At 58.7% G+C, this 19,302-nt stretch carries 19 protein-coding genes and 1 other RNA gene; 5 read left to right on the top strand and 15 right to left on the bottom strand.

Annotated features, from left to right (window positions below; genetic code table 11):
* Positions 1-76: 76 nt before the first annotated feature.
* Positions 77-1,984: a threonine--tRNA ligase gene (gene thrS / locus HMPREF2796_RS05935; protein ID WP_070631799.1), complete on the top strand. Its 1,908-nt coding sequence runs from the start codon at positions 77-79 to the stop codon at positions 1,982-1,984.
* A gap of 242 nt (positions 1,985-2,226) precedes the next feature.
* A complete protein-coding gene (locus HMPREF2796_RS05930) occupies positions 2,227-2,817 on the top strand; it encodes an NAD(P)H-dependent oxidoreductase (RefSeq protein WP_070631796.1) in 591 nt (196 codons plus the stop codon).
* A gap of 118 nt (positions 2,818-2,935) precedes the next feature.
* Here HMPREF2796_RS05930 and metK read toward each other — a convergent pair whose 3' ends face one another.
* Positions 2,936-4,105 carry a methionine adenosyltransferase gene (metK, locus tag HMPREF2796_RS05925; protein ID WP_070631793.1) on the bottom strand — a complete coding sequence of 390 codons (1,170 nt, stop codon included), beginning with the start codon at positions 4,103-4,105 and terminating at the stop codon, positions 2,936-2,938.
* A 49-nt stretch (positions 4,106-4,154) separates the two neighbouring features.
* On the bottom strand, positions 4,155-4,277 hold the full coding sequence (locus HMPREF2796_RS11770; RefSeq protein WP_256374335.1) for a hypothetical protein: 123 nt from the start codon (positions 4,275-4,277) through the stop codon (positions 4,155-4,157).
* Positions 4,278-4,304: 27 nt separating this feature from the next.
* On the opposite strand from HMPREF2796_RS11770, the gene HMPREF2796_RS11085 reads away from it, so the two are divergent.
* Positions 4,305-4,514, top strand: coding sequence for a hypothetical protein (locus HMPREF2796_RS11085; RefSeq protein ID WP_141749170.1), 210 nt, complete (start codon positions 4,305-4,307; stop codon positions 4,512-4,514).
* 89 nt (positions 4,515-4,603) lie between these two features.
* Here HMPREF2796_RS11085 and hscA read toward each other — a convergent pair whose 3' ends face one another.
* The 13 genes from hscA to HMPREF2796_RS05860 all read right to left on the bottom strand — a co-directional run bounded on the left by hscA (position 4,604) and on the right by HMPREF2796_RS05860 (position 16,564).
* A complete protein-coding gene (hscA, locus tag HMPREF2796_RS05920) occupies positions 4,604-6,463 on the bottom strand; it encodes a Fe-S protein assembly chaperone HscA (RefSeq protein WP_070631791.1) in 1,860 nt (619 codons plus the stop codon).
* Positions 6,464-6,631: 168 nt separating this feature from the next.
* Positions 6,632-6,810: non-coding RNA, 6S RNA (ssrS, locus tag HMPREF2796_RS05915), on the bottom strand.
* 17 nt (positions 6,811-6,827) lie between these two features.
* Positions 6,828-7,124, bottom strand: coding sequence for a cell division protein ZapA (locus tag HMPREF2796_RS05910; RefSeq protein WP_003824927.1), 297 nt, complete (start codon positions 7,122-7,124; stop codon positions 6,828-6,830).
* Complete coding sequence (locus HMPREF2796_RS05905) at positions 7,121-7,456, bottom strand: hypothetical protein (protein ID WP_070631788.1); 336 nt, start codon at positions 7,454-7,456, stop codon at positions 7,121-7,123. The genes HMPREF2796_RS05910 and HMPREF2796_RS05905 overlap by 4 nt, the downstream gene beginning before the upstream one ends.
* A 160-nt stretch (positions 7,457-7,616) precedes the next feature.
* The gene (locus HMPREF2796_RS05900) at positions 7,617-8,597 is read right to left on the bottom strand and encodes an NAD(P)H-dependent glycerol-3-phosphate dehydrogenase (protein WP_070631784.1); all 981 of its coding nucleotides are present in this window, start codon (positions 8,595-8,597) and stop codon (positions 7,617-7,619) included.
* A gap of 129 nt (positions 8,598-8,726) precedes the next feature.
* Positions 8,727-9,974, bottom strand: coding sequence for a beta-ketoacyl-ACP synthase II (gene fabF, locus HMPREF2796_RS05895; RefSeq protein ID WP_070631781.1), 1,248 nt, complete (start codon positions 9,972-9,974; stop codon positions 8,727-8,729).
* A gap of 117 nt (positions 9,975-10,091) precedes the next feature.
* Positions 10,092-10,328: an acyl carrier protein gene (acpP, locus tag HMPREF2796_RS05890; protein WP_003824915.1), complete on the bottom strand. Its 237-nt coding sequence runs from the start codon at positions 10,326-10,328 to the stop codon at positions 10,092-10,094.
* Between the two features lie 278 nt (positions 10,329-10,606).
* Complete coding sequence (locus HMPREF2796_RS05885) at positions 10,607-12,631, bottom strand: prolyl oligopeptidase family serine peptidase (RefSeq protein ID WP_070631911.1); 2,025 nt, start codon at positions 12,629-12,631, stop codon at positions 10,607-10,609.
* 146 nt (positions 12,632-12,777) lie between these two features.
* Positions 12,778-13,341, bottom strand: a complete 564-nt coding sequence (locus HMPREF2796_RS05880; protein ID WP_070631778.1) for a TIGR01440 family protein — start codon at positions 13,339-13,341, stop codon at positions 12,778-12,780.
* Positions 13,342-13,565: 224 nt separating this feature from the next.
* Positions 13,566-14,192: a recombination mediator RecR gene (gene recR / locus HMPREF2796_RS05875; protein ID WP_070631775.1), complete on the bottom strand. Its 627-nt coding sequence runs from the start codon at positions 14,190-14,192 to the stop codon at positions 13,566-13,568.
* A gap of 118 nt (positions 14,193-14,310) precedes the next feature.
* Entirely contained in the window at positions 14,311-15,495 is a 1,185-nt protein-coding gene (locus tag HMPREF2796_RS05870; protein WP_070631773.1) for an LD-carboxypeptidase, read from the bottom strand.
* 67 nt (positions 15,496-15,562) lie between these two features.
* Entirely contained in the window at positions 15,563-16,039 is a 477-nt protein-coding gene (locus HMPREF2796_RS05865) for a hypothetical protein (RefSeq protein WP_070631770.1), read from the bottom strand.
* A 93-nt stretch (positions 16,040-16,132) separates the two neighbouring features.
* Entirely contained in the window at positions 16,133-16,564 is a 432-nt protein-coding gene (locus tag HMPREF2796_RS05860) for an HIT family protein (protein WP_070631766.1), read from the bottom strand.
* Between the two features lie 326 nt (positions 16,565-16,890).
* Between HMPREF2796_RS05860 and HMPREF2796_RS05855 the strand changes: the two genes are divergently transcribed.
* Entirely contained in the window at positions 16,891-18,678 is a 1,788-nt protein-coding gene (locus HMPREF2796_RS05855; RefSeq protein WP_070631764.1) for a M48 family metalloprotease, read from the top strand.
* A gap of 77 nt (positions 18,679-18,755) precedes the next feature.
* Positions 18,756-19,256 carry a hypothetical protein gene (locus HMPREF2796_RS05850; protein ID WP_070631762.1) on the top strand — a complete coding sequence of 167 codons (501 nt, stop codon included), beginning with the start codon at positions 18,756-18,758 and terminating at the stop codon, positions 19,254-19,256.
* Positions 19,257-19,302: the final 46 nt, after the last annotated feature.

Genomic DNA, 19,302 nt, shown 5'->3' with positions numbered 1-19,302 from the left:
CCTAATGCAACGATAAAGGCTACCTGAAACCCAAACCATTCATCCGTTTATCCATTTCAAAGAAAGACAAACCATCATGTCCCAAATCAACATCACCCTGCCCGACGGCTCCGTGCGCCAATACGAAGCCCCCGTAACCGTTGCCCAAATCGCCGCCTCCATCGGCTCCGGACTGGCCAAAGCCACCGTGGCCGGCAAAGTGAACGGCGTATTGTGCGATGCGTGCGACCCGATTACCGAAGACGCCGCCGTGCAAATCATCACGCCCAAAGACCCGGAAGGCGTGGAAATCATCCGCCACTCCTGCGCGCACTTGGTCGGCCATGCCGTGAAACAGCTCTATCCCAACGCCAAAATGGTAATCGGCCCGGTGATTGAAGAAGGCTTCTACTACGACATCGCCACAGAGAAACCCTTCACGCCCGAAGACGTAGCCGCCATCGAAGCACGGATGAAAGAGCTGATCAATCAAGATTACGATGTGATCAAGATCATGACCCCGCGCGCCGAAACCATCAAAATCTTCCAAGAGCGCGGCGAAGAATACAAACTGCGTCTGATTGAAGATATGCCCGAAGTGGAAGCCATGGGCATGTACCACCACCAAGAATACGTGGATATGTGCCGCGGCCCGCACGTACCCAACACCCGGTTTTTAAAACACTTCAAGCTCACCAAGCTGGCCGGCGCCTACTGGCGCGGCGACAGCAACAACGAAATGCTGCAGCGCATCTACGGCACCGCCTGGGCTAGCAAAGACGAGCTCAAAGCCTACATTACCCGTATTGAAGAGGCCGAAAAACGCGACCACCGCCGCCTCGGCAAACAGCTCGACCTCTTCCACCTGCAAGACGAAGCCCCCGGCATGGTATTTTGGCATCCGCGCGGCTGGACGCTGTGGCAAACCATCGAGCAGCACATGCGCCGCGAGCTCGATGCCGCCGGCTACTGCGAAGTCAAAACCCCGCAAATCCTCGACAAAACCTTCTGGGAAAAATCCGGCCACTGGGCGAACTACAAAGACAATATGTTCACCACCTCCTCCGAGAAACGCGACTATGCCGTAAAACCGATGAACTGCCCCGGCCACGTGCAAATCTTCAACCACGGCCTGCGTTCCTACCGCGATCTGCCCATGCGCCTGGCCGAATTCGGCTCCTGCCACCGCAACGAACCTTCCGGCGCGCTGCACGGCCTGATGCGCGTGCGTGGCTTCGTGCAAGATGATGCCCACATCTTCTGTACCGAAGACCAAATCGCCGAAGAAACCCGCGCCTTCAACCAGCTGGTGATGAAAATTTACAAACAATTCGGCTTCGAGCACGTCAGCATCAAACTCTCGCTGCGCCCCGAACAGCGTGCCGGCACCGACGAAACTTGGGATAAAGCCGAACAAGGCCTGCGCGACGCACTCACCGCCTGCGGCGTGCAATGGGAAGAACTGCCCGGCGAAGGCGCGTTCTACGGCCCGAAAGTGGAATACCACATCAAAGACGCGCTCGGCCGCTCCTGGCAGTGCGGCACCATCCAGCTCGACTTCGTACTGCCCGAGCGCCTGGGTGCCGAATACGTCACCGAAGACAACGGCCGCGCCCGCCCCGTGATGCTGCACCGCGCCATTTTGGGCTCGCTGGAGCGCTTCATCGGCATCCTGATTGAAGAGCACGCCGGCTCCTTCCCGCTCTGGCTCGCGCCCGTGCAGATGGTGGTGATGAACATCACCGAAAAACAGGCCGATTACTGCCTGGAAGTGGTCAACAAACTCAAAGCCGCCGGCCTGCGCGCCGAAGCCGACCTGCGCAACGAAAAAATCGGCTACAAAATCCGCGACAACAGCCAAATGCGCTACCCCTACCAAGTGGTGGTGGGCGACAAGGAAATGGAAAACGGCCAAGTGGCCGTACGCCGCAAAGGCGAGGATTTGGGCAGCATGCAGATAGAAGAGTTTATTGCCCGCTTGCAGCAAGAGCTGGCAGTGGTTTAAAGATTGCAATTTCACAGAACCCACGCCGCACTTTGTTTTAAGCCCACACTTTCAGGTAGCCTTTTGAGGCTACCTGAAATTTTATCTGGAAGTTGGCAAAATAAAGGAGTACTGTTCTCAGATGAATATTGAATACATTGAGAGGCTACCTGAAAAACTGAGTGGCTGCTCTCGATGTACTTCCTTATTACCCATCCCATGGAAGTTGATCATAACCGCATTTCTTACCAAGGAGTCTTGTCATGAAAGTTTTGGTTAATCTGTTCCATCCTCACCTTGAACGTTCTGTCGTAAACCGTGCTTGGGCGGATCGTCTTGCTAACCAGCCAGGCATTACCCTGCGCAACTTGTATGCGCTTTATCCTGACGGCAAAATCGACGTAGCCGCCGAACAACAGGCTTTGGCCGAACACGACCGCTTGGTGTTCCAACACCCGTTCTATTGGTACTCCACCCCACCACTGATGAAGCAATGGCTCGACGACGTACTAACCTACGGCTGGGCATACGGCCCGGGCGGCAACGCGCTGGCAGGCAAAGAGTGGCTATCAGTAATTTCCACCGGCGGCCCGACTGATTCCTACCAAGCAGGCGGCTACAACCGCTTTTCCATGAGCGAGTTTTTGAAGCCCTTGGTGCAGACTGCCTCCTTGCTGCAAACCGTTTTCCTGCCGCCGTTTATCTTCCACGGTGCAGTGGTGGCCGATAGCGAAGCCATACGCGCTTCTGCCGATGCACTGCTGGACTACATCCGCAATCCGCTGCTCGACCCGCAGAAAAAGCTGGCAGCTTTGCAGGCCAAAATGGAAAGCGAAGGAGTGAAGCTGGAATAACAGCCGCAAGGAGAACCTGTTGCGCACGCAATTTGAGGCTACCTTAGAACTGCTTAATTGCATAATAAAGAGGCTACCTGAAATTTCAGGTAGCCTCTAATCTGTTTGGCAAACGGAATTACAAACCTGCTGCTGCCTTCAAAGCTACGGCCTTATCGGTGCGCTCCCAAGTAAACTCAGGCTCTTCGCGGCCGAAGTGGCCGTAGGCGGCGGATTTGCTGTAAATCGGGCGCAGGAGGTCGAGCATCTGCACAATGCCTTTCGGACGCAGGTCGAAGTGCTCGCGCACGATGGTGATGAGTTTGTCTTCGCTGATTTTGCCCGTGCCGAAGGTGTCGATGGCGATGGAAGTAGGCTCGGCGATGCCGATGGCGTAGGAAACCTGAATCTGGCATTGGGTGGCCAGGCCGGCGGCCACGATGTTTTTCGCTACATAGCGGCAGGCATAGGCAGCAGAGCGGTCTACTTTGCTCGGGTCTTTACCGGAGAATGCACCGCCGCCGTGCGGAGCTGCGCCGCCGTAGGTATCGACAATGATTTTGCGGCCGGTGAGCCCGCAGTCGCCCTGCGGCCCGCCGATCACGAATCGACCGGTGGGGTTGATGAGGTATTTGGTGTCGGCGGTGAGCATTTCGGGCGGCAGCACGGGTTTGATGATGTGCTCAATCACGGCCTTGCTCAGTTCTTCATGGCCGATAGACGGATCGTGCTGGGTGGAAAGCACCACGGTATCGATGCGTTTTACTTTGCCGGTTTCGCTGTCGTACACAGCAGTAATTTGCGCTTTGGCATCGGGGCGCAGCCAAGGCAGCTGGCCGCTTTTGCGCAGTTCGCTCTGGCGCTGCATCAGGCGGTGGCTGTAATAGATGGCAAAGGGCATCAGGGTGGGAGTTTCGTCGCAGGCATAGCCGAACATCAGGCCTTGGTCGCCCGCGCCTTGGTTCAGGTCGATACCTTCGCCTTCGTTCACGCCTTGGGCGATGTCGGGCGATTGCTGGTCGTAATACACGCCTACCGCGCAGCCGTTGGCATCAAAGCCGAGCTCGGAAGAGTTGTAGCCGATTTTGGCAATGGTTTCGCGCGCCACTTTGATGTAGTCCACGTGTGCGGTGGTGGTGATTTCCCCGGCCAGCACGCACAGGCCGGTGTTCACCAGCGTTTCGGCAGCCACTCGGGCTTTGGGGTCTTGGACGAGGACGGCATCGAGAATGGCATCGGATACTTGATCGGCCACTTTGTCGGGATGGCCTTCGGAAACAGATTCGGAGGTAAAGAGGTATTCGCTCATGATATGTCTTTCGGATAATAGATAAACCTTGCAGCTTAGCAAGGAGGGCTCAACGGGCAATAAAAAATCCCGCACCAGGCGGGAAGAGATATTGCCCGGCCTGATTCAGACGAGCCACATCGGCCTCTCGGCCGTCCACCTTACGCGCCGTTTGCGGCGGGCAGGTTGGCATGGATTCCCAACTCTTAATGCGTCTCAGATGATAACAAATCCCGTCTGCAGCCGCAAGCGGCGAGATGGGTTTCAGGTAGCCTCGACAGGAAGCAGGCTACCTGAAAATTTGCAGGGGCGGATAAAACCAAACAGCGGCATCACCACACTGCCCTACCCCGCCAGCTCCACACACAAAAGGCTACCTGAAATTTTTAGCTTTGCAGAAACTCGGCCTTCTTTGGAGGCTTCGTTTTAACTTCGCAGAAACTCACCTTCCTTCGGAAGCCTCGTTTTAACTTCGTTGAAGCTGCGCTTTCAGGTAGCCTTTATCAAACTCTGCCTTATTCACGCCATATCTTCCACCCGCTGGCCGGTGAGGGCGCGCTGGATGTTGCGGTCCATGCGTTTGGCAGCAAAGTCATCGGTACCGGCGGCAAGGGCAGCGGTGGCGTTGCGGATGGAGTTGGCTTCGGCCTCGGGGAGCAGGCTTTGCAGGGTGGCGATTTGGGCGCGAATAGCGGCAAGGCTGCTCTCATCGAGCAGGTCGCCATCCAGCTCCAACGCGGCCTCCACTGCATCAATCAGGCTTTCGGCTTCCACCACGGCTTCGGCACGGGCACGGGCGGCGGCATCGCCTCCGGCGTGGCTGATGCTGTCGGCCAGCATACGGGTGATAGTTTCGTCGTCGAGGCCGTAGGAAGGTTTCACTTCGATTTGCGCCTGCACGCCGGTGATTTGCTCGCGGGCGGACACGGAAAGCAGGCCGTCGGCATCGATTTGGAAGGTGACGCGGATGCGGGCGGCACCGGCCACCATCGGCGGAATGCCGCGCAGGGTGAATTTGGCGAGGCTGCGGCAGTCGGACACCAGCTCGCGTTCGCCTTGCACCACGTGGATGGTCATGGCAGTTTGGCCGTCTTTGAAGGTGGTGAACTCTTGGGCGCGGGCAGTGGGCAGGGTGCTGTTGCGCGGAATGATTTTTTCAGCCAGCCCGCCGTAGGTTTCGAGGCCGAGCGAGAGGGGGGTAACGTCGAGCAGCAGCCAGTCGCTGTCGCGCTTGTTGCCGGCCAGCACGTCGGCCTGCATGGCGGCGCCGAGTGCAACCACTTGGTCGGGATCTAGATTGGTGAGCGGGGTTTGGCCGAAGAAATTGGCCACAGCCTGTTGCACATGCAGCATACGGGTGGCACCGCCCACCATAATCACGCCGCCGATATCGCCTTTGCTGATGCCGGCGTCTTTCAATGCCTGTTTCACCGGCACAAGGGTTTGTGCCACGAGGTGCTGGGTGAGGGCATGGAATTGGGTACGGGTGAAGATGGTATCGATCGATGTACCATCGCTTAGCACGGCTTGGATACGGCTTTCAGGTAGCCTGCTGAGCTCTTCTTTGGCACGACGCACCAGGCTGAGCAGCAGGCGGCTGTCTTGGGCGTTGGTGATGGAAAGATGATTCACTTCAATCAGATGACACAACATGCGGTGATCGAAGTCGTCGCCGCCGAGCGCGGAATTGCCGCCGGTGGCCTTCACTTCAAACAGGCCTTTGGAAAGCTGCAACACGGATACGTCAAACGTGCCGCCGCCGAGGTCGTACACCACAAAGGTGCCTTCGGCGGCATTATCCAGCCCGTAGGCGATGGCGGCGGCGGTGGGCTCGTTGAGCAGGCGCAGTACGTTCAGCCCGGCCAGGCGGGCGGCATCTTTGGTGGCTTGGCGCTGAGCATCGTCAAAATAGGCTGGCACGGTGATGACCGCACCCACCAGCTCGCCACCAAGGCTCTGTTCAGCGCGGACTTTGAGTGCGCGCAGGATGTCGGCAGATACGTCGATCGGCGTTTTCGAGCCTTGGCGGGTATACAGGTCGATTAGTTGGTCGGATTGGCCGAAACGGTAGGGCAGATGACTGGTATCAATATCTTCTAATTTACGGCCGATCAGGCGTTTGGCGGAGCTGACGGTGTTGGCCGGGTCGGCAGTTTGGCTTTGCAGGGCAGCCCGGCCGGTGATGATTTGCCCGTCAGCACCATAGCGCACCACCGAAGGCAGTAGGAAACGGCCTTCTTCATCGGGCAAGCAGGCAGCATGGCCGCTTTTCACGGTAGCAACCAAGCTGTTGGTAGTGCCCAAGTCGATACCGACAGCTAGGCGGTGTTGGTGCGGGGCGGCAGAGAGGCCGGGCTCGGCGATTTGTAGGAGTGCCATGGTGGTTGCTGTGTGTTTAAGTATGGGAATAAGCGGTTATTTTAACATATTGGCTGAGTGCTTCGGTCGGAATTAAACTTTTCAGGTAGCCTCAACCGGAATGGAGGCTACCTGAAAATCTTGCAGCCAACGCAAAAGCCGGCATCCACGATACCGGCTTTTAGTATGGGTAACCCCGCGAATGCCGCTTTGGCTCGATTCGCTTGAACCTTGAATCAAGGTTGGCCACTTCCGGCAGTTTCGGGTACGTCCACGAGGAACGCGCACGCCCACCACTCAATCTGCAGCCTGAAGCGAAATTATTGGTTCAAAGGAATAGTGTGCCTTCACAAACACCGCAGGGTTATAAAGAAGAATAATCGGTTTACTTTTCCAAATCAAGTGCTTTATCGCAACTTTCGATCATGGCGCTTATTCTACGCTCAATTTCGCCAATTGCCAAACCATCTTTCGCGCTCATTTTAAGCAGATCGTGAGTGAGGTTCAGTGCGGCCATAATCACGATTTTGTCGGTTTCCACAATCCGGCCGGAAGATTGGATCACGCCAATCTTCTGATTCAGCATATGCACCGCCTGCAGCAAAGTTTCTTTCTCGCTGTTGGGCGTACCAATATTAAACTGGCGCCCCAGGATATCTACATTGACTTGTTCGATACTCATACAAACTGCTCCTTAGCGGCGGGCACGGGCAAGCGTTGCAGCAAGGCGCGAATATCAGCAGCACTTTGCTCCAGCAGCTTGCGGTAAACAGCATTTTCTTGCTGCAAGGCTTCAATCTGGCTGGAGAGCTCATGCTCCAGACGCGACATTCTTTCGCTGTAGGCCAGTTGCAAACCGTCCACGGTAGCGCGGTGGTCGTGGCGCTGTTTCTGCCATGCCGCATCCATCTCGCTGATTTTTTTGCTCAGCGCCTGCTTTTCACGCACAGCAGCCTGATAACGGCTTACCAGCGTTTCAATGGAATTTTGCAAATGTTCAAGTTGATTATTCATGAATCTGTCTCTTGCTAAATCTCTGGCCGCCAGAAGCAGCAACCTGCCCGCATTATACTGAAACTTGCGTCATACGGAACAAACAACGGGTAAATTTATAATTAAATGCCTTCTTCTTTAATCCACTCACATGGTAAGGGCAAGATAGGCTCAGCGATAATTATTCGCTGCGGATTTCGCGCAGCATCAACCGCTCGGCCACATCATTCACATCAACACGGCCGTCCAAAAGCTCGTTCAGGATGCGTGTGATGGGCATTTCAATACCGAGTTTGGCAGCCTGTGCACCGGCTTCTCGAATGGTGTACACGCCTTCGGCCACATGCCCGAGCTCGGACAGAATCACGGGCAAAGGTTTGCCTTCGGCCAGCTTGAGGCCGACTTGGCGGTTACGCGAAAGCGCACCGGTACAGGTGAGGATAAGGTCGCCCATACCGGCCAAACCCATCAGAGTGGTTTGCTTGGCGCCCAAGGCCAGTGCCAAGCGGTTGATTTCGGCCAGGCCGCGCGTCATCAGGGCGGCGCGGGCATTGAGGCCGTATTGCAGACCATCGGCGATGCCCACCGCGATGGCCATCACATTTTTCACTGCACCGCCCACGCCCACACCCACCATATCGTCGTTGGCATACAGGCGCAGCACGGCGGAGCTGAGCACGGCGGCGAGTGATTCAATCCAAGCCGTGTTGTCGGAAGCGAGGGTAACGGCGCAGGGCAACTGTTGCGCCAATTCTTGGGCAAAACTAGGGCCGGACAAAATACCGATGCGCGGGTTGTCCGGCAGCTCTTGGCGGGCGACTTGGTGCGGCAGCAGGCCGCTGCCTTGCTCGAAACCTTTGCAGGCGGTGAGCACGGGAATATCGCCCCAGCCCCATTGCCGCATGGTTTGCAGGCTGCCGCGCAAGCCGGCGGTGGGCGTGGCGATGATAACAAGCTCAGGCTTGGGCGGCGGCGTATCGGCAATGCTGAGTGCTTCGGGGAAGGGGAAATCTTTCAGGTAGCCTGAGTTGATGCGCTCGGCACGCATGGCGGCGGCATGTTCGGTTTCGCGTGTCCACAGGCAAACTTGCTGGCCGTTTTGGGCAAAGTGGATGGCCAGTGCCGTGCCCCAGGCGCCGGCGCCGATGATGCAGATTTGCATAGTGTGCTCCTGTGTTGGTTGCTTGTGATAAAGGCTACCTGAAAAACGGCAAACGGATTTGAACTTCGCAGAAACTCCGCTTCGCCACGTTTTCAGGTAGCCTTTTATACTCTAAATACTGGCGTTTAATCAGCCATCAAAGCGCTTGAACGCCAGCGTGCCGTTGGTGCCGCCGAAGCCGAATGAGTTGGAAATGGCTGCACGGATGGGCAGGTCACGGGCTTCGTTGGCGCAGTAATCCAAATCGCAGCCGCCTTCAATGTCTTGCTCGAAGATATTGATGGTGGGCGGTGATTTTTGATGGTACAGCGCCAACACGGAATACACGGCTTCCACACCGCCGGCACCGCCGAGCAGGTGGCCGGTCATGGATTTGGTGGAATTGACCACCAGTTTTTTGGCGTGTTCGCCGAAGGCAAGTTTCAGCGCAGTGGTTTCGTTGGCATCGCCCAGCGGGGTAGACGTGCCGTGCGCGTTCACATAATCAATGTCGCTCGGATTGAGACCGGCATCTTTCAGGGCGCGTGCCACGGCCAAGGCGGGGCCTTCGGCATTGGGCGCGGTAATGTGGTGCGCATCGGAGCTCATACCGAAACCGGCCAATTCAGCGTAGATTTTCGCACCGCGCTTTTTGGCGTGTTCGTATTCTTCCAACACCAGCACGCCGGCACCTTCGCCCATCACGAAACCGTCGCGGTCTTTGTCCCACGGGCGGGAGGCAGTGGCGGGATCGTCATTGCGGGTAGACAATGCCTTCATGGCGGCAAAACCGCCCACGCCGAGCATACACACCGCGCCTTCGGCACCGCCGGCCACCATCACGTCGGCATCGCCGTATTGAATCATGCGGGCAGCATCGCCGATACAGTGCGCACCGGTGGTGCAGGCCGACACAATGCCGTAGCTGGGGCCTTGATAGCCTTTAAGGATGGTAACGTGGCCGGCAATCAGATTGATCAACGAGCCGGGAATAAAGAAGGGGTTGATACGGCGCGGGCCGTTTTCGTGCACCACGATGCCGGTTTCTTCAATGGAAGGCAGGCCGCCAATGCCGGAACCGATGTTCACGCCCACGCGGGTTTTATCCAAGGCGGCGTAGTCGTCCAGCCCGGCGTCGGCCACAGCCTGCAAGGCAGCGGCAATGCCGTAGTGGATGAAGGCATCCATGCGGCGCGCTTCTTTGGCGCCGATGTAATCGCCGATTTGGAAATCTTTCACTTCGCCGGCAATTTGGGCGCTCAATTCGCCCGCATCAAAACGGGTAATCCGGCCAATACCGCTCACGCCGGACAACAGGTTTTGCCAGGCATCGGCCACATTGTTGCCCACCGGGGAAATCTGCCCCAGCCCGGTTACCACCACTCTTCTCTGACTCATGATTGTTTATCTATCCTTCGGCCTGCCCGAAAGCAGCCGCAATAACAAAAACCTCTGCCCTTGGCGGGAAATGCGCCGGGGCAGAGGCTGATATTCTGCTGTTAAACCTGCTGCCGATTAGTTGGAGCGGGAAGTAACAAAGTCAATGGCTTGTTGAACGGTAGTGATTTTTTCAGCTTCTTCATCGGGGATGTCGCAGCCGAAAGCTTCTTCCAAAGCCATTACCAGCTCAACCACGTCCAGAGAGTCGGCGCCCAAATCTTCGCTGAAAGAAGATTCGTTTTTCACTTCGCTTTCGCTCTTACCCAATTGTTCGGCAACGATTTTCTTCACACGTTGTTCGATATTTTCCATTGCGGGGTCCTTGTCCTTAAATAAACGGGGAAAAAATTTTTAAAGGTAGTTCTCTAAAAACGGCATTGTAACGGATTTATATGCGTTTTGCTATCCGTGCCCTGCAAAGATTTGAGGCTACCTGAAAACAACGGTGCGCATATTAGCATAGCGCACGGCCTTTGCAAACTGCGCCAAAAAGCCGATATAAACAGGCAATAGCAGGCATCTGCCTTTATAGTGAATTTTCGGCAACCGCTACGGCATTCACCAACCCGGTATCCGCTGCAGCCATGCCGCTATTTGCCCACCGTTTGCCGCAAAAACACCAGCACGGCAGCCAGCTCGGCGGCCACTTCTTCCTGCGAGGCATTGCCCGCATGACCGCCGGCTTCGGGGGCGTAGAGGCGGCTGTTCACGCCGATTTCGCGCAAGCGGGCGTGGAATTTGAGCGCGTGGGCGGGATGCACGCGGTCGTCGCTCAGATTGGTGGTGATGAGGGCAGGCGGGTAGGTTTGTCCACCGTGTAGATTGTGGTAGGGCGAAAGTTTTTTCAGGTAGCCTCTATCCGGCTCGGCATCGGGATTGCCGTATTCTTCCTGCCACGAAGCGCCGGCTAAGAGGTGCGGATAGCGCAACATATCGGTGAGAGGCACTTCGCACACCATGCCGCCGATGCTTTGCGGCGCGGCACAATAAGCAGCGGCGCATACTAATCCGCCGTTGCTGCCGCCCTGCAACACGATGCGTTCAGGCGCAGACAAACCGCGCGCGGCCAAATCCTGCGCTACGGCCACCAAATCTTCTGCACTCTTATGTTTGCGCGCTGCGCCTTGGGCGGCAGCATGCCAAGCTGGGCCGAATTCGCCGCCACCCCGGATATTAGCCAACACAAACGCACCTCCCTGCGCAAGCCAATGCCGGCCGATGATGCCCAAATAATGCGGCAGTTCCGGCATGCCGAAGCCGCCGTAGGCATACACCAGCGCGGGCGCGTTCGGCTCGCCGTTACCCACGTGATAATACGGAATACGTTCGCCATCGGCCGACACAGCGTGCAACTGCTGCACGCCCAACCCCTCAGGATCAAACTGCGCAGGCTGGCGGCGCATCACGCACCACTCCTGCCGCTGCAAATCCAGCGTATAGAGCGTGAGCGGCGAAAGGAAGCTGCTGACCGCGATATACAGCACATCGCCGCCCCAAGGCTGATCGGCAAATTCCAGCACGCCCGCCCCTTCCAGCGGCAGTTCGGGCACTTCGGCCGGCTGCCACTGCCCCTGCTGCAAACGCCAAGCCTTGAGGCTACCTGAAACATTATCCAGCAAGGTAGCAGCCACAAAATGGCGCGTGGTTTCCACACCCTCCACCGATTGTCCCGCCTGCGGCGCAAACAGACATTGCGCCTGCCCCAACACGCCCTTATTCAGCTTCACCGCCACCAGGCTGCCCGCCGCATAGCTTTGGTTGGCGCGCTGCCAGTCGTGCTTGAGCAACACCAGCAGCCAACCGCCCAAATAACCGCAGATTTCGCAAGTTTCAGGTAGCCCCAAAGGCAGCAGCGCCCCATCCGAGGCTACCTGAAAATAACGGCGGCTGAAAAAGCCCGTACTTTCTTCCAGCAAATCCAGCGGTGCGCCCTGCGCATCCAGATAACGCCAAGCGTGCACCCACACCGATTCCGCCGCCGTTTGCAGCAACGGCTGCGCCTCCTCGAAGCTCTGCCCGCGCCGCAACAGCCACGCCTCGCGCGGATAGCCCGAAGCCGTAAGCTGGCGCGCGTCCCAAGCCGGGCACACCCACACGCTGTCTTCATCACGCCAGGCAATATGGTTTTTGCCCGCCGGAAAGTGGAAACCGTTGGGCACCACTTGGCGCGTTTCCAAATCAAATTCCAGCGTAAACGCCGCATCGCCGCCGCCCGGGCTGAGCGAGAGCAACACCCGGTTCGGCTGCTCCACATAGTGCGACACGCCGTCTAAATACACATCCTCGCCCAACACCTCATCGAAATCCGCCACCGAAAACAACACCTCCCATTCCGGCAGCCCGGCCCGGTACGAAGCCGCGCTGCACACGCGGTACACACCCTTCGGAAACTCCTCGCTCTGATAAAAGTGATACATCCGCGCGCGGTGCTCCTGGCAAAACGGAATCTGCTGCTCGTCTTGCAACACCGCCAAAATATCGCGGCGCAGCGGCTCGTAATCCGGCCGACTCTCCAGCCAGGCCTGCGTTTGTGCGTGTTCGGCGGCAGCAAAAGCACTGGTTTCAGGGGCATCTAGGTTTTCAAACACAGCATAACGGTCGGCAGACATTTTCAGGTAGCCTTTGGCGGGTGGTTTCGGAAGGCGGGCATTGTAGCAGTATTGGCGAGAAGGAAAGAGAAAGGCTACCTGAAAAGTGTACCGTGATTTGAACTGCATTGCGGTCCACACTTTCAGGTAGCCTTTGTCCTGCCCGCTTGGCTTCACACGCGGCGGATGCTGTCTTTATAGTGTCCGGCACGTTCGCCGCCGATCAGGCGCGGGCGGCTGGCCAGGGCGCAAACGTGGGCGGAACCCAATTCGCGCTGTTGCGGGCGCAGGGGGATTTGCACGTGTTTGATGTGCATGCCGATGGAGGTGTCGCCGATGTCGAGCCCGGCGTGGGCGGTGATGAATTCCACTTCCACCGGGTCGCGCATATATTTGAAGGCAGCCAGCTGCGCACTGCCTCCTGCATGCAGTCCGGGCAATACGTTCACGATTTCCAGCCCGTATTTTTCGGCCAACTCACGCTCCACGGCCAAGGCGCGGTTGATGTGCTCGCAGCCTTGCACGGCGAGGTAGATTTTGCGTTCGTTCAGGATGTCGAGCAGGGTTTTCACGACCACTTCGCCCACTTCCTGATTGGAATTTTTGCCGATACGGCCGCCGATCACTTCGCTGGTGGATAAGCCGAGCACAAAAATCTGCCCCTCGCCGATGGCGGATTGGTGCAGGATATCAAGCGCAAGGACGCGGGTTTGTTCGGCTAATTGGGTTAGATCCATGAGTTGCCTCCTTTATGCTTATTTTTGCTTATTGCCGCCAATCAGGCAGCTAGAAAGATTTTAGCAGCTTCATGCGGCGGCGGTTTTGATGGAGGCTAAGATACGGCTCGGCGGTTGGCAAAAGGCTACCTGAAAACGAAGCTTCAACGCAATAAAACGCAGCACAGCGGAATTTCTGCGCAGCTAAACTTTCAGGTAGCCTCTTTCCCTTTCCTGCCCACTGGCTATTCGCCCTCCCCGCCCTGCTCTTTCACCAGCCGCCGTTCATACACGGATTGCGCCAGCGTGCCGGCGTCGATGTATTCCAGCTCGCTGCCCAGCGGCATGCCTTGTGCCAGGCGGCTGACACGGTAGGGCAGGTTTTTGAACAGCTCGGCCAGCACATAGGCGGTGGCGTTGCCTTCGGGGGTGAAGGCGGTGGCGATGATCACTTCTTCCACTTCGCTCTCTTGCAGGCGGGCGACGAGCTTGTCGAGCGCGATGTGCTGCAAATCCATGCCCTGCGCGGGGCTGATTTGCCCCATGAGCACGAAATAGAGGCCGTCGTGGCAGTGGGCGGCTTCCATGCCGGCCACGTCGGCGGGCAGGTGCACAATCATCAGGCGGCGGCCGTCGCGCGCGGGGTCGGCGCAGATGGCGCAGAGCTCGCCTTCGCAGAAGGTGTTGCACAGTCGGCAATGCTGCACGGCGGTGAGGGCATGCTGCAGGGCGGCAGCCAGCTCGGCAGCGCCTTCGCGCTTGTGGCGCAGCAGCTCGTAGGCCATGCGGCGGGCGGATTTGGGGCCGACGTTGGGCAAAACTTCGAGGGCTTGGGTGAGGCGGGTGAAGGCGTCGGTTTTTTTGCGAGTCATGGTTTGGATTTCAGGTAGCCTTTGGCGGGCAACGGATTGGGCGGCAGTATTCGTACTACTGCCGGTTGTTTTTCAGGTAGCCTTTCTTGCTCCGAGCAGGCTACCTGAAATTCTACGGCTATTCGCTAGCTTCGCTGCTGTCTTCCGCTGCGGCGGGGCTGTCGAACGAGGGCGGGGGCGGCAGCAGGTTGTTGAGCGTGAGGGCAGCGGGGTTGAGCGTGGGATGGCCGCTGAAGGAGGCGCTGTAGCCGCCGGTGCTGTTGCCGCGGATGGTGGTTTGCACGCCCAGCGGGAAGGTGGCGAGGTTGCTGATGTGGCCGAAGGGGAAGCCGGTGAGCACGGGTATGCCGCTGATGCGGCGCAGGGTGCGGATCACGCTGGAGAGGTCGTAGCCGCCGTCGTACACGTCGCGGGCGTTGCCCATGCGGAAATTGCCGAGCACAATGGCCTGCTGGCGTTTGAGGATGCCGGCCAGATGCAGGGTTTGCAGCATTCGCTCGAGGCGGTAGGGCTGTTCGCCCACGTCTTCGAGGAAGAGGATGCCGCCTTCGGGCTGCGGCAGGTAGGCCGAGCCGGCCAGGGAGGCAATCACGCTGAGGTTGCCGCCCCACATGGTGCCGTGCAGGGTGGGCACGTTGGCGGCCTGCACTTCCGCTACTTGAATGCTCAAATCGGCGCGGGTGCTGCCGTCGATAAAGGCTTGCATGGTGTATACCGAGGGCTGGGCTTTGCCGAAGCCGCTATAAAGCATGGGGCCGGCGAAGCTGCACATATTGCCTTGGGCGAGCAGGGCGAGCTGGATGGCGCACACGTCGCTGAAGCCGAAGAGCTGGGTGCCGTGTTCGCGCATCCGCGCGCCGAGCGAGGGCCAGTCGATATGGGGCAGCAGGCGCACGGCACCGTAGCCGCCGCGCATGCCCATCAGCACTTGCGGGGTGGGCACTTTGCCGGAAGCCACGTCTTGGAAATCGGCGATGCGTTCGGCGTCGGTGCCGGCAAACCGCTGGCTGCGGCGCTCCACCGCCTGCTGGTTGGTGATGGTGAAACCGGCGTTATACAGGCGCAACAACCCGGCCTGTGCCTGTTCGGCTCTGGGCGCGAAGCCGGAAGGCGCCACCACGCGCAAAGTAGTGCCTCCTCCACTGCGGGCGGGGCGGGATGGCGCATTGCCGCTGCCGGGCTTGTTTTGGTTGGTCGGCGACACGGGCATCGACGGCGCGCTACACGCCTGCAACACACCCGCACCGGCCAGGGTGGCGGAGGCGCTGAGAAAACGGCGGCGGGAAAGATGGGGGAACAGCATGGCGGGTTTCCTTAATTCGGTTGAGGTGGTGTTGGGAGCAGGCAACCTTGAGGCTACCTGAAAGCGTTTATGCCAAATCAAATTCTTGTTTCATCCGCTCTTGTTCTTTTTCGCTGAACAGGCAGATGCACAAAGCCTGGCAGTCGTATCTGCTCCAGCCGTTTTGTGCTTCAAAGTCAAACAGGGCTTGCGACAGGGCCTCGTTATTGTCTGCCACGTTACCGAATGCGGCTTGGAGCGTTGCTGCGGCCACCGGCTCGGGCATATCGATCAACATGACGCCGCAATGATCGGCCAATTTTAAAGGCTCGGATAACGGCAAGGCGAAGTAGGTTTTGCCGTTCCAATCCTGCAAAACAAGTTGGTTCTCGCGCACGGCAAAGAATGCGTCCGTACCGAGCAAATACCACAAGTTTTCATATTCGCCATCGATCGCATAATCTGCAAACTCTTGATGGAATTCGTTGAGGAAATTGTCTTGGCCGTTATCAAACAAAATGAGCGAGCCGGGCGAAATCGTCAATAAATACGGCTGTTTCAGCATAACTTTTCCATTCCATCATTCACAACAGATACTGCCGTTAAAGCAAACCTGCGATAGCGGTTTCAGGTAGCCTTTACATTGGGCAGGCAGGCATTATACCAGCCCGTCTGTTTCTTCCTCCTTAGCCAACAGCTCGGCCACCTGCCGCTGCCAGCCTTCCGGCAGCTCGGGCACGGCTTCGCGGCGTGGCGCAGCCCAAATCGAATCGGGGAAAAACGCATCGTTTTCAAAGCGGGCAATCACATGCCAATGCAGGTGCGGCACTTGGTTGCCGAAGCTGGCCAGATTGATTTTAACCGGGTGCAATACCCGACGCATCGCCGCTTCGGTGCGCCACACCACCGCCATCATTTCCTGCCGTGCTGCTGCAGGCAAATCCGTCATCTCGGCCACATGCTCGCGCCAAATCACGCGGCAAAACGCAGGCGCGGCGGGCGTATCGTTTACGGCAATCACACGCAGGCGGCTGTTTTGCCACAGCACGGTTTCATTTTCGGCACGGCACAGCTGGCAGGAGGCGGGCATTTCGGTTCCTTCAAGGTGGTTTAACGAATCGGGGCAAGGGTATAGCACGGCGGCGGGTTTGCCAAGTGGAGCGACAGAAAGGCTACCTGAAAGCGCAGCTTCAACGAAGTTAAAACGAAATCTTGGCGAAGCCAAGGCTGAGTTTCTGCGAAGCTAAAGCGCCGCTTCAACGAAGTTAAAACCAATGCCAATCCTCTTTCAGGTAGCCTTTACCTCGCCCGCTGGATTGGCTATATTCAAGCTATAGATTCCTTCCTACTGCGTTAGCTCGCCTTGTGGGAAGAAATCATGATTTTAGCCATATTCCCCCTCCCAAGGATTTCCCCATGCGCGTCTTCCACCGCCAGCAGCAATCGCGCCGCCGCACCGTGCGGCTGGTGGTGTGCTATGTGCTGGCACTGATCGGCACAGTTGCCATCACTTCCGCCGGGCTCGGCAGCCTGCCGTTTTTGTTCGGCGCCAAAGTACAGCACAGCCTGTGGTGGTACTACCTGCCGCCCGCCCTGTTTGTGTGTGCGCTCACCATCGGTCTGAGCCTGCACCGCCTGCGCGAGCTGCGGCGTGGCGGCGAAGCGATAGCCAAGCGGCTGGGCGGCGAGGCCTTGCAACTGGCCGATGCCACCTTTGCCGAGCGGCGGCTGCTCAACGTGGTGGCGGAAACCGCGCTTTCCGCCGGCCTGCCCACTCCGCCGGTGTACCTGCTGCGCCGCGACGGCAGCATCAACGCCTTTGCCGCCGGCATGAGCCCGCGCAGCGCCGTGATCGGCGTTACCCAAGGCGCCATCAACCTGCTCACGCGCGACGAGCTGCAAGCCATCGTCGCCCACGAATTCAGCCACATCCGCAACGGCGACATGCGCCTCAACTGCTATTTGGCCGCCTGGCTGCACGGCCTACAGGGCATCGCCAGCAGCGGGCGCTATTTCCTCTACGGCCGCGACGACGAACACTATCTGGAATACCGCCGCCGCAAAAATGTAGACAACCATCCTTTCGACAACGGCGTGGAAATCGTGATGCAGTCCCTACCGCTGCAAGCCTTCGGCGTGCTGCTGATTGCGCTGGGCTCGGCGGGCAGCGTGTTTGCCCTCTGGCTGCAGGCTGCCGTGTGCCGCGAGCGCGAATTTATGGCCGACGCTTCCGCCGTGCAGCTCACCCGCCAAACCGCCCCGCTCATCGAAGCTCTGCGCAAAAGCGCCCGCACAGCCTCCTGCCGCCTCGCCTCCCCCGAAGCCCCCGAATACGCCCACCTGATGTTCGGCCGCATCCGCCCCGGCGACCTCGCCGCCACCCACCCGCCGCTCATCGAACGCATCCGCAGGCTCGATGCTGCCGCCGCCCGCCGTCTGGCCGAAGAACTGGCCTATGCCGACAGCCTCGCCCAGCCTTCCCCCGTTCACCTCAGCTTCGCCGCCCCGCAGCCGATGAGCGTCGAAGCCGAAGAAGCCGAACACCTTTACCGCCATCGGCAGGCCCTGATGCAGGCGCGCATCCACCGCCACCGTCCGGCCGCCCCGTATCTGCCCCTGCAAGCCGACTGGCAGGCCGCTGCCTACGATGGCGAATATGCCTCTGCCGCCCTGCTCTGCCTGTTTCAAGTGCCCGCCCTGCCCGCCGGCTGCTGGCATCAGGCCGAACACAACGGCGGCATCAGCCCCTTCGTTTGGCAACAGCTCGCCCGCTTACAGCAGCATCCCCTGCTGCCCAGCACCGAGCTGCTCGAACACCTCCTACCCGCCCTCGTGATGCAGGAAGACCATGTCCTGCAAGCCCTGCTCGACCAAATCCGCAACCGCTTCCGCCAACACGGCACCAACCTCGAACAAGCCTACCTCTGGCTGCTGCTCAAAGCCTATCTCGCCCCTGCCCCGCCGCCCGGCCGCCTCACGCAACACCCTGCTGCCGAAGCCCTAACCCACGCCGCCGAGCTCTCGCCCAAACAGCTGCAAACCGCCGTAAAAGGCGCACTGCTGCTCACTGATCCCGCCAAAATCGCTCTGCTGCGCCCCCTCGCCGCTACCCTCCCCGTTCGCCGCCCCCTGCTCTGGCGCTACCTCTGCGTGCGCCTGGATATCGGCGCCTGGCACTTCGGCCTGGCTGGCAGCAAAAGCTAAAGGCTACCTGAAACTTTCCCGCTGCCGTTTTTCAGGTAGCCTTTAGCCAAACAAAAACACATTCCAAAAGGAAAGCCATGAAACGCCTGCCTACCCTCCTCTCCTGCCTTTTTCTCCTTACCGCCTGCCAGAAAGCCCCCGCCATGCCAACCACCACCTCCAGCCCGCAGCCTCTGCAAACCAGCGAACCACAAACCAGCGAGCCGCAAATTACCGAGCCGCGAACCAACGAAGAAATCCGCGCCACCGCCGAAAAATTCCTCGCCCAATACCGCTATCTCGATGCTGCCTCCTGGGCATACGAACTCCAACAGCGCGGCGTGACCCTGCCGCCACACCTGCAGGCCGTGCTGGACGAAATGCACTACGACCCCGAAGCCCCCCTCTCCACCGGCAGCATCTTCGCCCTCAGTCCGCAGCAAATCGCCCGCCTGCAACCCAAAGCCGAAAACGGCGACACCGCCGCTGCCATCCGCCTCGCCCAATACTACCGCATGGCCTCCGGATTCACCCCAGAAGACCAACGTCTGGCCGTCTACTGGGAAGCCAAAGCCGCCGGCGCCAGCCAAGCGCAATAAAACCGCAGGCAAAAAAGGCTACCTGAAACGCAACGCAGCAAGGTTT

Source organism: Eikenella sp. HMSC071B05 (assembly GCF_001811325.1).
Taxonomy (GTDB): Bacteria; Pseudomonadota; Gammaproteobacteria; order Burkholderiales; family Neisseriaceae; genus Eikenella; species Eikenella corrodens.
Note: the sequence above shows the minus strand (reverse complement) of the source record. Positions and strands in the feature narration are given on the sequence as shown.

Coding starts and splice junctions, on each gene's coding strand:
- HMPREF2796_RS05880 (WP_070631778.1), bottom strand. CDS start 13,341: ATGGATCTAACCCAATTAGCCGAACAAACCCGCGTCCTTGCGCTTGAT.
- fabF (WP_070631781.1), bottom strand. CDS start 9,974: ATGAGTCAGAGAAGAGTGGTGGTAACCGGGCTGGGGCAGATTTCCCCG.
- hscA (WP_070631791.1), bottom strand. CDS start 6,463: ATGGCACTCCTACAAATCGCCGAGCCCGGCCTCTCTGCCGCCCCGCAC.
- HMPREF2796_RS05905 (WP_070631788.1), bottom strand. CDS start 7,456: ATGAATAATCAACTTGAACATTTGCAAAATTCCATTGAAACGCTGGTA.
- HMPREF2796_RS05900 (WP_070631784.1), bottom strand. CDS start 8,597: ATGCAAATCTGCATCATCGGCGCCGGCGCCTGGGGCACGGCACTGGCC.
- HMPREF2796_RS11085 (WP_141749170.1), top strand. CDS start 4,305: ATGATAACAAATCCCGTCTGCAGCCGCAAGCGGCGAGATGGGTTTCAG.
- HMPREF2796_RS11770 (WP_256374335.1), bottom strand. CDS start 4,277: ATGCCAACCTGCCCGCCGCAAACGGCGCGTAAGGTGGACGGCCGAGAG.
- thrS (WP_070631799.1), top strand. CDS start 77: ATGTCCCAAATCAACATCACCCTGCCCGACGGCTCCGTGCGCCAATAC.
- HMPREF2796_RS05860 (WP_070631766.1), bottom strand. CDS start 16,564: ATGCCCGCCTCCTGCCAGCTGTGCCGTGCCGAAAATGAAACCGTGCTG.
- HMPREF2796_RS05870 (WP_070631773.1), bottom strand. CDS start 15,495: ATGCTGTTCCCCCATCTTTCCCGCCGCCGTTTTCTCAGCGCCTCCGCC.
- acpP (WP_003824915.1), bottom strand. CDS start 10,328: ATGGAAAATATCGAACAACGTGTGAAGAAAATCGTTGCCGAACAATTG.
- HMPREF2796_RS05930 (WP_070631796.1), top strand. CDS start 2,227: ATGAAAGTTTTGGTTAATCTGTTCCATCCTCACCTTGAACGTTCTGTC.
- HMPREF2796_RS05855 (WP_070631764.1), top strand. CDS start 16,891: ATGCGCGTCTTCCACCGCCAGCAGCAATCGCGCCGCCGCACCGTGCGG.
- recR (WP_070631775.1), bottom strand. CDS start 14,192: ATGACTCGCAAAAAAACCGACGCCTTCACCCGCCTCACCCAAGCCCTC.
- metK (WP_070631793.1), bottom strand. CDS start 4,105: ATGAGCGAATACCTCTTTACCTCCGAATCTGTTTCCGAAGGCCATCCC.
- HMPREF2796_RS05910 (WP_003824927.1), bottom strand. CDS start 7,124: ATGAGTATCGAACAAGTCAATGTAGATATCCTGGGGCGCCAGTTTAAT.
- HMPREF2796_RS05865 (WP_070631770.1), bottom strand. CDS start 16,039: ATGCTGAAACAGCCGTATTTATTGACGATTTCGCCCGGCTCGCTCATT.
- HMPREF2796_RS05850 (WP_070631762.1), top strand. CDS start 18,756: ATGAAACGCCTGCCTACCCTCCTCTCCTGCCTTTTTCTCCTTACCGCC.